The 12,543-nt window shown below is 70.7% G+C and carries 14 protein-coding genes; 7 read left to right on the forward strand and 7 right to left on the reverse strand.

The genetic code is table 11. From position 1 onward, the window contains the following. Nucleotides 1-53 precede the first annotated feature (53 nt). The 4 genes from AMYNI_RS0131095 to AMYNI_RS0131110 are packed head-to-tail and all read right to left on the reverse strand — an operon-like array spanning nucleotide 54 to nucleotide 5,537. A complete protein-coding gene (locus AMYNI_RS0131095; RefSeq protein ID WP_020672008.1) occupies nucleotides 54-1,181 on the reverse strand; it encodes a lactonase family protein in 1,128 nt (375 codons plus the stop codon). 56 nt (nucleotides 1,182-1,237) lie between these two features. After that, nucleotides 1,238-2,629 carry a GntP family permease gene (locus AMYNI_RS0131100; protein ID WP_020672009.1) on the reverse strand — a complete coding sequence of 464 codons (1,392 nt, stop codon included), beginning with the start codon at nucleotides 2,627-2,629 and terminating at the stop codon, nucleotides 1,238-1,240. Further along, nucleotides 2,626-4,221: an N-acyl-D-amino-acid deacylase family protein gene (locus tag AMYNI_RS0131105; RefSeq protein WP_020672010.1), complete on the reverse strand. Its 1,596-nt coding sequence runs from the start codon at nucleotides 4,219-4,221 to the stop codon at nucleotides 2,626-2,628. The genes AMYNI_RS0131100 and AMYNI_RS0131105 overlap by 4 nt, the downstream gene beginning before the upstream one ends. 11 nt (nucleotides 4,222-4,232) lie before the next feature. After that, nucleotides 4,233-5,537 (reverse strand): amino acid deaminase, encoded by a 1,305-nt coding sequence (locus AMYNI_RS0131110; protein WP_020672011.1) that lies wholly within the window; start codon nucleotides 5,535-5,537, stop codon nucleotides 4,233-4,235. 207 nt (nucleotides 5,538-5,744) lie between these two features. Here AMYNI_RS0131110 and AMYNI_RS0131115 point away from each other — a divergent pair, with 207 nt between their 5' ends. Genes AMYNI_RS0131115 through AMYNI_RS0131125 form a run of 3 tightly spaced genes read left to right on the forward strand, consistent with a single transcriptional unit; the run spans nucleotide 5,745 to nucleotide 7,846 of the window. Next, nucleotides 5,745-6,695: a sugar kinase gene (locus AMYNI_RS0131115; RefSeq protein ID WP_245574223.1), complete on the forward strand. Its 951-nt coding sequence runs from the start codon at nucleotides 5,745-5,747 to the stop codon at nucleotides 6,693-6,695. Beyond that, nucleotides 6,692-7,444 carry an IclR family transcriptional regulator gene (locus AMYNI_RS0131120; RefSeq protein WP_020672013.1) on the forward strand — a complete coding sequence of 251 codons (753 nt, stop codon included), beginning with the start codon at nucleotides 6,692-6,694 and terminating at the stop codon, nucleotides 7,442-7,444. Before AMYNI_RS0131115 ends, AMYNI_RS0131120 begins: the two co-directional genes overlap by 4 nt. Nucleotides 7,445-7,465: 21 nt before the next feature. After that, on the forward strand, nucleotides 7,466-7,846 hold the full coding sequence (locus tag AMYNI_RS0131125) for a RidA family protein (protein ID WP_020672014.1): 381 nt from the start codon (nucleotides 7,466-7,468) through the stop codon (nucleotides 7,844-7,846). Between the two features lie 72 nt (nucleotides 7,847-7,918). Here AMYNI_RS0131125 and AMYNI_RS0131130 read toward each other — a convergent pair whose 3' ends face one another. The 3 genes from AMYNI_RS0131130 to AMYNI_RS0131140 all read right to left on the reverse strand — a co-directional run bounded on the left by AMYNI_RS0131130 (nucleotide 7,919) and on the right by AMYNI_RS0131140 (nucleotide 10,014). Then, nucleotides 7,919-8,923: a 1-aminocyclopropane-1-carboxylate deaminase gene (locus AMYNI_RS0131130; RefSeq protein ID WP_020672015.1), complete on the reverse strand. Its 1,005-nt coding sequence runs from the start codon at nucleotides 8,921-8,923 to the stop codon at nucleotides 7,919-7,921. Nucleotides 8,924-8,932: 9 nt separating this feature from the next. Beyond that, on the reverse strand, nucleotides 8,933-9,571 hold the full coding sequence (locus tag AMYNI_RS0131135) for a GntR family transcriptional regulator (protein ID WP_020672016.1): 639 nt from the start codon (nucleotides 9,569-9,571) through the stop codon (nucleotides 8,933-8,935). A gap of 68 nt (nucleotides 9,572-9,639) precedes the next feature. Further along, complete coding sequence (locus AMYNI_RS0131140) at nucleotides 9,640-10,014, reverse strand: DUF1844 domain-containing protein (protein ID WP_026361174.1); 375 nt, start codon at nucleotides 10,012-10,014, stop codon at nucleotides 9,640-9,642. Between the two features lie 331 nt (nucleotides 10,015-10,345). Between AMYNI_RS0131140 and infC the strand changes: the two genes are divergently transcribed. The 4 genes from infC to AMYNI_RS0131160 all read left to right on the forward strand — a co-directional run bounded on the left by infC (nucleotide 10,346) and on the right by AMYNI_RS0131160 (nucleotide 12,420). After that, nucleotides 10,346-10,864 (forward strand): translation initiation factor IF-3, encoded by a 519-nt coding sequence (infC, locus tag AMYNI_RS0131145; RefSeq protein WP_020672018.1) that lies wholly within the window; start codon nucleotides 10,346-10,348, stop codon nucleotides 10,862-10,864. 75 nt (nucleotides 10,865-10,939) lie between these two features. Continuing rightward, the gene (gene rpmI, locus AMYNI_RS0131150; RefSeq protein WP_020672019.1) at nucleotides 10,940-11,134 is read left to right on the forward strand and encodes a 50S ribosomal protein L35; all 195 of its coding nucleotides are present in this window, start codon (nucleotides 10,940-10,942) and stop codon (nucleotides 11,132-11,134) included. Nucleotides 11,135-11,200: 66 nt separating this feature from the next. Continuing rightward, nucleotides 11,201-11,578 (forward strand): 50S ribosomal protein L20, encoded by a 378-nt coding sequence (gene rplT, locus AMYNI_RS0131155; protein ID WP_020672020.1) that lies wholly within the window; start codon nucleotides 11,201-11,203, stop codon nucleotides 11,576-11,578. Beyond that, nucleotides 11,575-12,420, forward strand: a complete 846-nt coding sequence (locus AMYNI_RS0131160; protein WP_084628725.1) for a TrmH family RNA methyltransferase — start codon at nucleotides 11,575-11,577, stop codon at nucleotides 12,418-12,420. Before rplT ends, AMYNI_RS0131160 begins: the two co-directional genes overlap by 4 nt. The last annotated feature ends 123 nt before the right edge of the window (nucleotides 12,421-12,543 follow it).

Raw genomic sequence — 12,543 nt, forward strand, 5'->3', positions numbered from 1 at the left:
TAAGGCCACCTTTGTTACCTCAGAGGTAGCAAAGGTGGCCTTAAGGGACTCGATCAGCGGAAGAGGACGGTGGCGACGGAGGGGACGGCGAGGGAACCCTGGGAACGGCCGGGCAGGCCGGTTTTCGGGTCGCGCGGCAGCCAGTTCACCGTGCCGGAGCGCTGGTTCGACACGTAGATCCACCGCCCGGACGGGTCCAGGGTGAAGTGCCGCGGCCAGACGCCTCCGGTGGCCACGTTGCCGACCCTGCTGATCGCCCGGCCGCTGTCGCGCACCGCGAACGTGGCGATGGTGTCCTCACCGCGGTTGGACGCGTAGACGAACCCGCCGTCCGGGGAGACCGCGATCTCGCCGGGGTAGCTCGGCACCGGGGCGTTCGCGTCCACGGTCGGCACCACCTCGCCCAGGGTGAGCTTGCCGCGCGCGGCGTCCCAGGCCGCCACGGTGACCTCGGCCCGCAGCTCGCCGAGGACGTAGGCAACCCGGCCGCCGGGGTGGAAGGCCAGATGTCGGGGGCCGGCCCCGGACGGCAGCACGACCTGCTCGTGCTTGGTGAGCTTCCCGGTGCCGAGGTCGAGCCGGTAGACGTAGACCGAGTCGGCGCCGAGGTCCACCGCCAGCACCCACCGCCCGCTGGGGTCGGTCACCACCTGGTGCGCATGCGCGTCCCGTTCGGCACCGGTGTGCTGGGCGAGGTCGCTCACCTCGGCCAGCGAGCCGTCCTGGCGGATCGGGTGCACCACCACGCTCCCGCTGCCGTAGTTCGCAGTCAACAGGTAGCGCCCGCTCGGATGCACGGACAGGTGCGTCGGCGCGGAACCCTTGGACGGCTGGGTGTTCAGCACCCGCGGGTTCGCCGGGGCCCGCAGGCTCAGCGCGGTGACCGCGCCGTCCGGGACCAGCTCGTTGGTCGCATACAGCACGGAGCGGTTCGCGGACAGCGCGAACCAGGACGCGTCCGGCACCGACGGCACGGTCCGCTCCAGCCGCAGCGCCGCCCCGGACCTGCTCGCCACGTCCAGCCCGTGCCCGGCCGGCGGGGAACTCGTGTAGCTGCCGACGAACACCACACCACCACCACGTCCGGCGGTTTCCGCTCCCGCGGCCCTCGCGGTCACGATGGTGCCGATACCGGCCGCGCCGACGGCACCGAGAAACTTACGACGACCCAGTTCTGCCACAGTTCTCTCCTTGGTTGAAGGACTTGCGCAACTAGCCGTGCAGTAAAGAAAGGGGATCAGACGAACGACATGATCAGTGCCGCCACCGCGAAACCGGAGACGGACAGCACGGTCTCCAGCACCGTCCAGGTCTTCAGCGTCTCCGCGACGGACAGACCGAAGTACCGCGAAACGATCCAGAATCCGCCGTCGTTGACGTGCGAGGCGATGATCGAACCGGCGGAGACCGCCACCACCAGCAGCGCCAGCTGCACCTGCGAGTAGCCGAGCTCGGCGACCGTGGGTGCGATGATCCCGCTGGTGGTCACGATGGCCACCGTGGCCGAGCCCTGCGCGATCCGCATCCCGCAGCTGATCACGTAGGCGGCGAGGATGACCGGCAGGCCGGCGTCGTCCAGCGAACCGGCCACCGCCTTGCCGATCCCGGTGGCCGAGAGCACCGCGCCGAAGAACGCGCCGGCGCCCACCACGAGCAGGATCATCGCCACCGGCCGCAGCGCGGTGCCGGACAACTCGGAGAGCTGCTTGCCGGTCATCCCGCGCCGGGTGCCGAGCAGCCAGGACGCCAGCAGCACGGCGATGGTCAGCGCGACCGCCGGCGTGCCGATGAAGGCGGCCACCCCGGCGAAGAAGGAGTCCTTCGGTAGCCAGATGCTGCCGAAGGTGCCGGCCAGGATGAGCACCAGCGGGACCGCGATGATGGCCGCGACCAGCCCGAGCGACGGCGGGTTCCCGTTCTCCTCGCCGTTCGTGTCGTCCTGCACGATCATCTCTTCCGGCACCGGGATGTCCATCCGCTTGCCGATCCAGGACGAGTACAGCACCCCGCCGATGAACCAGGCCGGGATCCCGCAGATCGCGCCCATCAGGATGATCCAGCCCAGGTCCACGTGCAGCAGCCCGGCCGCCGCGACCGGGCCGGGGTGCGGCGGCAGGAACGCGTGCGTGACGGACAGCCCGGCCAGCAGCGGCAGGCAGTACAGCAGCAGGGAACGCCCGCCCTGCTTCGCCGCGACGTAGACCAGCGGCGCCAGCACGAAGATGCCGATGTCGAAGAAGACCGGGATGCCGAAGATCAGGCCGGCGATGCCCATCGCCAGCGGGGCGCGCTTCTCACCGAAGGCCCGCAGCAGCGCGGCGGTCAGCACCCTGGCGCCGCCGGACTTCTCCAGGATCGCGCCGAGCAGGGTGCCCAGCCCGATGATCGCCGCGATATGCCCGAGAATCCCGCCGAAGCCCTTCTCCAGCAACGAGTCCGAGGCCTTCTGCGCGGAGCCGACGATGGTCCCCACCGGCAGCCCGGCGGCCAGTGCGGTGAGCAAGCCGACCACGATCAGCGCGATGAACGGCTCCATCTTGATCCGGATGATCAGCACCAGCAGTACCGCGATGGACACCGCGGCGAGCGAGAGCAGCCCGCCGGTGGAATGTTGCAGCCAGTCGATCATCTGTCTCTCCCGGAGTTGCGCAGGGAATGACCGGGAAGGGCCCCGGTGGCCCGGCCGTCGTCGATGGTGGCGACGCCGTTGACGAACACGTACGGGATTCCTTCGGCCTGCTGCCGCGGCTCGTCGAAGGTGGCGGTGTCCCGCACGGTGTCCGGGTCGAACAGCACGAGATCGGCCGCATACCCCTCGCGGACCAGCCCGCGGTCGGCCAGCCGCAGCCTGCGGGCCGCCCTGCCGGTCAGGTGCGCCACGCACTCGGCCAGCTCCAGCACCCCCAGTTCGCGGACATAATGCGCGAGGTAGCGGGGGAAGGTGCCCCAGGCCCGCGGGTGCGGGCGGCTGCCCACCAGCAGCCCGTCGCTGCCGCCGGTGTGCGTGACGTGCCGCATGATCGTGCGCACGTTCTCCTCGTGCCCGACGTGCATCAGGCAGGAGGTGCCGAGCCGTTCGCGCACCAGCACGTCGAAGTACAGCTCGGCCGGGCTGGTCTCGGCGGCGCGCGCGGATTCGGCGACCGAATGCCCGACCAGGTGCGCGTGCTCCTCGTTGCGCACCCCGTTGATCTCGATGGCGTCCCAGTCGATCGGCACCCCGTGCGCGCCGTCCGATCCGGTCTCCTCGATCTCCCGCCGGATCCGCTCTCGATCGTCTACATCGGACAGTCGTTCGAGGGTGGCGGCGAGGCCGCCTTCGCTCGCCCAGCTCGGCAGCAGTGCGGACAGGTAGGTCGCGCCGGGCAGGTAGGGATAGGTGTCCAGCGAGATGTCGCAGCCATCGGCGAGCGCGTCGTCGAGCAGGCTCAGCAACTCGGGCGCCCTGCCCTTGTTCACCGAGAAGTTCATCGTCGCGTGCGCCAGGTGCAGCGGGCAGCCGGACCGGCGGGAAACGGTGACCATCTCGGCGAAGGCCTCCAGCGCGCCGGCGCCGTAGCTGCGGTGGTGCGGGCTGTAGTACCCGCCGAGCCGCCCGGTCACCTCGCACAGCGCGACCAGCTCGTCGGTGCCGGCGTACATGCCCGGGGTGTAGGTGAGCCCGGAGGACAGCCCCATCGCGCCTTCGGCCAGCCCGGTGGCGACCAGCTCGCGCATGGTGTCCAGCTCGGCTTCGGTGGCGGGGCGGTCCGCGAAGCCGACCGCGAGCATGCGCACCGAGCCCTGCGGGATGAGGTAGGCCGCGTTCACCGCGATCCCGCGATCCAGCCGGTCCAGGTATTCGCCCACCGAACGCCAGTTCCAGTCGAACCCGGGCGGGTCGTCGTTCCAGCCCGCGAGCTGCGCGCGCAGCGCGGCCAGCGTCTCGTCGTTCACCGGCGCGTAGGACAGCCCGTCCTGGCCGAGTACCTCGGTGGTCACGCCCTGGGAGGTCTTGGCGAGATGTCCCGGCTCGGCCAGCAGCTGGATGTCCGAATGCGAGTGCATGTCGATGAAACCGGGCGCCAGCACCAGGTCCGCCGCGTCGATCACCCGGTCACCGGTGAGCGAGCCCGGCTCGGCCAGCGATGCGATCCTTCCCCCGCGCACCCCGACGTCGCCGCGGAAGAGCGGGTCTCCCGTGCCGTCCGCGATCCGTGCCCCCCGGAATACCAGGTCCATGGCGTCCTCGCTCAGAAGTAGGTGCGGATGAAGTCGACGACCGTCTCGCCGTCGGTGCCCACCACGGGGAGCAGTGACCACTTGTCGAACACCGTGCACGGGTGGGAAAGGCCGAGGCCGATCCAGTCGCCGACCCGCACCGGCGAGCCGGGCGGCAGCGCGACGAAGGCGTGCTGGTCGTTGAGCGCGGTGACGCGGTGCCCGGTCAGCTCAGTGGTCCCAGCTGCACTAGCGCCGGGACGCCGGTGCAGCTGAGGTTCCGGCAGGCCCTCGTCGAAGGACGCGTCCCGTTTGCCCATGGTGAGCAGCGCCAGCTCGGGGGTCGGCTGCGAGGTGACCTGCGCCCAGGCGCGCAGGGCGGAGCGCAGCGGCGGCTGCCCGTCGATCCGCGGGTCGCCGCCCAGCGGCGAGATGCCGCGGTAGAAGCCGTCGTCGTGGGTGACGTAGGCGCCGCTGCGCAGTACGGGCAGCACGTCGAGCCCATCCGGCCAGCCGGTGGTCAGCCCTTCGGTGACCTGGTCGAAGTAGGCGCTGCCGCCGGCGGTGACCAGGATCCGCTCGTCCGGGTCGAAGAAACCCCGTTCCGCCAGCGAGACGGTCAGCGCGCGCAGGGAGTCCAAATAGGACTCCACGGTCCGGCGGGACGCCTCGGAACTGTCGTGCGCGAGCGCGCCTTCGTAGCCGCCGGTGCCGAGCAGGCGCAGTGCCGGGCTGTCCTGCGCGGCTTCGGCCACCGCGTACGCGGTCGTGGTGTCCCGGACGCCAGTGCGGCCGCCGTCGCCGCCGAGTTCGACCAGCACGTCCACCTGGCGCCGTGCGCCGCAGGCCCGCAGCGTCTCGGTCATCAGCTCGACCCCGCGCACCGAGTCGACCCAGCAGGTGAACTCGAACTCCGGGTTGTTGTCCAGCTCGGCGGCCAGCCAGCGCAGCCCGGCCGGGTCGAGGAGCTGGTTGGCCAGCAGCACCCTGGACACCCCGAACGCGCGGTAGACCCGCAGCTGCCCGGTGTTGGCCGCGGTGATGCCCCAGGCGCCGTGCCGCAGCTGCTCGGCGAACAGCTGCGGCGCCATGGTGGTCTTGCCGTGCGGGGCGAGCGCGATCCCGTGGCCGGCGCACCAGGCGGACATGGTGCGCAGGTTGTGCTCCAGTGCGGCCGACTCCAGCACCACGAACGGGCCGACGAACTCGTCGGCGAACAGCGACGGTGCGCGCTCGGCGGCCTCCGCGATCGACAAGCCCCAGAGCGAGGTCGGGATCGCCTTGAACCGCCAGTCGAGTTGTTCGCGGCGGGCCGCGTCCAGCGCACCGGTGTCCATGGTGCAGGCGCGGGAAGGCTGGGGAGGCAGGGAAGACGAGGATGGCAGGGACGACACCATTAGCTCCGTTGCGTCATGTGCAATGGCTGTTGCGCATTTTGAGTGCCATAGGTGTAGCATCCGGTCTGCGGCAGGTCAACGGCCGAAAGTCACGGGAGGTCGGCGGTGGGGCTCACTACCCCTGAGGTGCTCTGCATCGGCGAGTCGATGGCGTTGTTCGTGCCGGCCGAAGCGTTGCCCGCGCATCAGGTACGGACCTGGAAGCGAACCGTGGGCGGCGCCGAGTCCAATGTGGCCTGTCATCTGGCCGGACTCGGGGTGCGCAGCTCCTGGGTCAGCGCGGTCGGCAAGGACCCGTTCGGTCAGGCGCTGCTCGCCGAGATCTCGGCCGCCGGGGTGGACGTCGGCGCGGTGACGATCGATCCCGCGCGCCCAACCGGCCTGTACATCAAGGAAAGCGGCGCGCAGGGCAGCCCGGTGCGGTACTACCGGTCCGGTTCGGCGGCCTCCGGGATGGGGCCCGAGCTGCTGGCGCGGCTGGACCTGAGCACCCCCGACGTGATCCACCTCAGCGGCATCACGGCCGCGCTTTCCGAGAGCTGCCTGGAGCTGGTGCGCGCGGTGCTCGCCGCCCCGCGCGCCGGGCTGGTTTCGTTCGACGTCAACTGGCGGCCCGCGCTGTGGGCCGGGCGCGACCCCGCGGTGCTCACCGAGCTGGCCGACCTGGCGGACCTGGTGCTGGTCGGGGACGACGAGGCGGAAGTGGTCTGGGGTACCGGTGATCCGGTGCGGCTGCGGGCTCACCTGCCCGGCCCGGCCGCGCTGGTGGTCAAGCACGGCGCCCGCGGCGCCACCCTGATCGAGCGGGTGGACGGCCGGGACACCGCGCCGGTGTTCGCGCCCGCGCTGCGCGTGGACGTGGTCGAGCCGGTCGGGGCGGGGGACGCCTTCGCGGCGGGCTTCCTGGCCGCCACCCTGCGCGGCGCGGAACCCGGGAAACGGCTTCGCAGCGGGCATCTGCAGGCGGCGTCGACCCTGCGCACGCAGGACGACGTGGGGCAGCCGCTGCCGGCTCCGGTGGTCGCCGAGCTGCTCGCCGCCGACGAACGGGACTGGGCCGCGGCCAGGCTCACCGATGACGGCGTGGTCCGCACATGAGCCAGAGCCTGGACAGAGGGCTGACCCTGCTGAGCGGACTGGCCAGGGGCGCCAAGACGCTGGACCAGCTGGCCGAGGAGATCGGCGTGCACAAGTCGACCGTGCTGCGGCTGCTGCGCACCCTGGAGTCGCACCATTTCGTGCGCCGCGAGGGCACCCGCCACTACCGGCTCGGCAGCGCGTTGTTCGACCTGGCCAACCAGGCGCTGGAGGACCGGGACGTGCGGCGCAGCGCCGGGCCCGCGCTCGCCGAGCTGAACGCCCGCACCGGGCACACCGTGCACCTGGCCAGCTACGAGGAGGGCGAGGTGGTGTACATCGACAAGTACGAGGGACACCACTCCGTGCGGATGTACTCCAGGGTCGGCAAACGCGCCCCGCTGCACTGCACCGCGGTGGGCAAGGTGCTGGTGGCCGATCTGAGCCCGCAGCGCCGGGCCGAGGTCGCCGAGTCGATCGACTACGTGGTGCTGACCGGCAATACCATCACCAACGCCGCGGACTACCTCGCCGAGCTGGAGCGGGTGGCGGAGCAGGGCTACGCGGTGGACAACGCCGAGCACGAGGACTTCATCCACTGCGTCGCCGCGCCGATCCGGGGTTCCGGGGGAGAGCTGCTGGCCGCGGTGTCGATGTCGGTGCCCAAGGTGCTGCTGGACTTCGAGGGCCTGCTGGCACTGGTCCCGGCGCTGGTCAGCGCCGCCGAACAGGCTTCCGTCCACAGTGGATGGACGGAACCGGGAAAGTAATCACGAGCTAAGGGGTTATCGATGGGCAAGGTCGCGATCAGCACGGACAACGCGCCGAAGCCGGTGGCGAATTTCTCGCAGGCCGTGCGCAAGGGCAACATCCTGCAGGTGGCGGGGCAGGTCGCGTTCCACCCGGAGACCGGGGACGTGGTCGGCACGACGGTCGCGGAGCAGACGAAGCAGACCATGAAGAACATCGGCGCGATCTTGGCGGCCGCCGGCGCGAGCCTGGACGACCTGGTGATGGTCCGCGTCTACCTCACCGACACGGCGCACTTCGCCGAGTTCAACGAGACGTACAACGCACTGGTCAGCGAGCCCTACTCGGCACGCACCACGGTCTACGTCGGCCTGCCGGCCCCGCTGCTGGTCGAGATCGACGCCCTCGCCGTCCTCGACTGACCCCCGCCCCCCGCATGCAGTGAAGGCCACCTTGCCTGCGTTCAACGCAGTGAAGGTGGCCTTCGCTGCATGTCAGGGGACGGCGCTGTAGGCGCTGAGGGCGGGCTGGCCGCCGAGGTGGGCGAACAGCACGGTGGAGTCGAGGCCGATCTCCCCGCCGCCGACCAGGTCGAGCAGCCCGGCCATGGACTTCCCCTCGTACACCGGGTCGGTGATCAGCGCCTCCAGTTCGGCGGCGGTCCGCATCGCGTGCACGGTGGATTCGTCCGGGACGCCGTACACCCCGGCGTGATAGCGCTCGTCCAGTTCGATCTCGTCGTCCCGCAGCTCCCGGCGCAACCCGATCAGCGCGGCGGTGTCGCGGGCGATCCTGGCGACCTGCGCCCTGGTCTCCGCCGGCTTGGCCGAGGCGTCGATGCCGATGATCCGCCGTGGCCGTGCGCCGAGCGCGGCGCCCGCGATCATGCCGGCCTGGGTGCTGCCGGTGACCGAGCAGACCACCACGGTGTCGAAGAAGACGCCGAGCTCCCGCTCCTGTATCTCCAGTTCGGCGACCCACCTGGCGAACCCGAGCCCGCCGAGCCGGTGGTCCGAACCACCGGCCGGAATCGGATACGGACGGCCGCCGCGGCTCTCGACCTCCGCGACGGCCTCTTCCCAGCTCCGCTTGAAGCTGATGCCGAAACCTTCGTCGCCCAGCCGGATCTCGGCGCCCATCAGCCTGGACAGCTGGATGTTGCCGACCCGGTGGTAGCCGGGGTCCGCCCACTCCACCCAGTTCTCCTGCACCAGCACGGCTTTCAGGCCGGCCTTGGCGGCGGCCGCGGCGACCTGCCTGGTGTGGTTGGACTGCACCCCGCCGATCGAGACCAGCGTGTCCGCACCGGTCGCCAGCGCGTCCGCGACCAGGTACTCCAGCTTGCGGGTCTTGTTGCCGCCGAAGGCCAGCGGCGAGTTGACGTCCTCGCGCTTGGCCCAGATCCGCGCCCCGCCGAGGTGGCCGGTGAGCCGGTCCAGCGGATGCACCGGCGACGGCCCGAACAGCAACGGGTAGCGGGGGAAGGACTCCAGTGACATGGGCGCCTCTCAGACTTCCAGCAGGGGAGCCAGGTCGGCCCAGATGGTGCCGGCGATCCTGGCGGCCTGGTCCGCGTCGCCGGCGGCGATCGCGTCGATGAGCTGCTCGTGCCGGCGCACCGACCGATGTGCCGGCAGCGTGCTGAACCGCGCCCGCTCCAGCCGGCGCAGCAGCGGGGTGTACCGGTCGAGCGTGTCCGCGACCGCGCGGTTTCGGCAGGCGGCCACCGGGATGCCGTGCAGCTCGTCGTCCGCGGCGATCGCGGCCGGCACGTCCCCGCGCTCGATCGCGGCGGCGAATCGCCGGTTCGCCGCCCGCATCCTGGCCACCTCCGCCGCGGTGAAGCGGGGCAGCGCGGTGCGGACCGCGAACTCGTGCAGCGTGCGCACCAGGTGCAGGGCGTCGCGCACGTCGTCGCTGACCGCCGGCGCGACCCTGGTGAAGCTCTGCGGCTTCGACTCGGCCAGCCCCTCCGAGACCAGCCGGGTCAGTGCCTGGCGCACCGGCGCGCGGGACAGCCCCAGCTCGGTGGCCAGCTCCCCGTCGCGCAGTGGCGCACCGGGGGCGAGCTCGCCTTCGATGATGGCGCGGCGGATCAGTTCGTAGGCCTCGTCGCGCAGCAGGGTCCGCCGGACCGGCTCAAGCACACTCACATCTGAAATGTTAGCTGCCAGTCAACGGAACGGAAAGCGATTTCCGTTCCGCTCCGCAGGGGTCAGTAGACCGGGCCGGTGTACTTCTCTCCAGGCCCCTGGCCAGGGGCATCCGGAACGGAGGACGCCTCGCGGAACGCCTTCTGGAGCGACTGGAGCCCGTCGCGCAGCGGGGCCGCGTGCAGCCCGAGGTACTCCGCGGAGGCGGTGACCAGCCCGGCCAGTGCGGTGATCAGCCGCCGCGCCTCGTCCAGGTCGCGGTGCGGGCTGGACTCCGGGTCCGCGTCGGCGAGACCGAGCCGTTCGGCCGCCGCGGACAGCAGCATGACCGCCGCCCTGCTGATCACCTCTACACTCGGGATCTCCTCCAGCCCGCGCACGTCGGCGGGGTCGGGGGCAGGGGAATTTTCAGGCTGGCGAGAAGCGTTGTCCGACACGTCTGGTACCCTTCCACGAGCGACCAGCCCCTGAGCGATCGGGGGCCGCAAGTGGAGCCCCGCTCCCACCCGCGTCGCCGTCGAGCTCCATCAGGCGGCCGGGTCCGGTCTCGCTGAACATGACCCACCTTCAGGTGGCACGTTCGGCGGAGCGTCCGAGCACCCGTTGCCGGACGCGATCGGAAAACAGGGCCCCGCGCGTCAGTACCGGACGGTACTGGTGACGGGGCTCGATCTGTGTGGGCACCAGGTCGAGAACGAGTAGTACCCCTATAACTCGGACCAAGGAGGCCCCATCAGCTCCGAGACACGCATCAACGACCGAATCCGGGTGCCGGAGGTCCGTCTCGTCGGACCCAACGGCGAACAGGTCGGCATCGTCCGGATCGAGGATGCGCTGCGGCTCGCTCAGGAGTCGGATCTCGACCTCGTTGAGGTCGCACCGCAGGCACGGCCGCCGGTATGCAAGCTCATGGACTTCGGCAAGTTCAAGTACGAGAGCGCGCAGAAGGCCCGTGAGTCGCGTCGTAACCAGCAGCTGACCGTAATCAAAGAGCAGAAGCTGCGTCCCAAGATCGACCAGCACGACTACGAGACGAAGAAGGGGCACGTGTCCCGCTTCCTCGCGGCTGGTAACAAGGTCAAGGTGACGATCATGTTCCGTGGTCGCGAGCAGTCCAGGCCGGAGCTCGGTTTCCGGCTGCTGCAGAAGCTCGCCGACGACGTCGCCGAGCTCGGCTTCGTGGAGTCTTCCCCGAAGCAGGACGGCCGCAACATGATCATGGTGCTGGCGCCGCACAAGAACTTGAAGGCGAAGCCGAAGGCGACTCCGGAAGCCGTCGAGTCCTGACGGCCGGATAGCCCCGACGCAGTCGGCAGCACACCGGTTTTCCGGTGTGCTGCCCCATGAAAGAGGAATTTGAGCATGCCCAAGATGAAGACGCACAGCGGGACCTCGAAGCGGGTTCGCATCACCGGCACCGGCAAGCTCCGCCGGCAGAAGACCGGCCGCCGTCACCTGATGGAGAAGAAGGCCAGCAAGGTCGCCCGCCGGCTGGAGGGCACCACCGAGATCGCGAAGAACGACGTTCCTCGGGTCAAGCGCCTGCTCGGTCGCTGACCGAATCGAACTTGCTGTAAACCCCGGGGCGCTCCCCGCGCCCCCTGAGATCGACAGGATGGACCCGTGGCACGCGTCAAGCGGGCGGTCAACGCCCAGAAGAAGCGTCGCGCAACTCTCGAACTGGCCAGCGGTTACCGCGGCCAGCGTTCGCGGCTCTACCGCAAGGCCAAGGAGCAGACGCTCCACTCGCTCAACTACGCCTACCGGGACCGCCGTGCCCGCAAGGGTGACTTCCGCCAGCTGTGGATCACCCGGATCAACGCGGCCGCCCGGCAGAATGGTGTGACCTACAACCGGTTCATCCAGGGCCTGAAGGCCGCCGGGGTCGAGGTCGACCGCAAGATCCTCGCCGACCTGGCGGTCAACGACGCCGCCGCGTTCACCGCGCTGGCCGAGCTGGCCAAGCAGAACGTGACGACCGACGCGAAGAAGTCGGCCTGACCCGGCGAAACCAGCACCCGCAACCCGGGGCGGATCCGTTCACCGAGCGGACCCCCCGGGTTGTCGCTGCCGGGCGGCTGACCCGGCGCGCCGAGCGCGACCGGACCGGTCGGTTCCTGGCCGAGGGTGCGAACGCGATCGGCCCGGCGCTGTCCAAGCACCGCGCCGATCCCGGTTTCCTCCGCGAGCTGTTCGTCACGGCACGGGCCGCGGAGCAGTACGCCGAGCTCGTCGAGCTGGCGAGGGAACTGGACGTGCCGGTCTCGCCGATCACCGACCGCGCCGCCGCCGGGCTGTCCGAAACGGTGACGCCGCAGGGCATCGTGGCGGTATGCGCACTGCTGGACCAGCCGCTGGAGACCGTGCTGCCCGCCGCGCCGCGCCTGGTCGCAGTGCTGGCGGACGTGTCGGATCCCGGTAACGCGGGCACCGTGCTCCGGGTCGCCGACGCGGCCGGGGCGGACGCGGTGCTGCTCGCCGGCACGAGTGTCGATCCGCACAACGGCAAATGCGTGCGCGCCTCCGCGGGTAGCCTGTTCCAGCTGCCGGTGGCCAGGGTCCGCGACACCGCGGCCGCGCTGCGCGCCTGCCGGGACGCCGGGCTGCGCGTGCTGGCCGCGCACGGCTACGCCGAACAGCAGCTGGACCGGATGGACCTGGCCGCGCCCACCGCATGGGTGTTCGGCAACGAGGCGCACGGCCTGCCGGACGAGGTGCTGGCGGCGGTGGACGAAGCCGTCCGGATCCCGCTCTACGGCAAGGCGGAGAGCCTGAACTTGGCCACCGCCGCGGCGGTCTGCCTGTACGGAACCGCGATGGCGGCACGGCGGCAGGTGGATTAGCCTGCCGGTGTCGATCTTGGCGCCACCCGCGCGGCCAGGTGAGGGTTCCCGGTGGTCGGTCGAGCTGGGTCGCCTAGAATCTGCGGGTAATCGCCCACGTTCAGCCGCGCCATGCCGGCGCCG

The organism is Amycolatopsis nigrescens CSC17Ta-90, from assembly GCF_000384315.1.
GTDB lineage: Bacteria > Actinomycetota > Actinomycetes > Mycobacteriales > Pseudonocardiaceae > Amycolatopsis > Amycolatopsis nigrescens.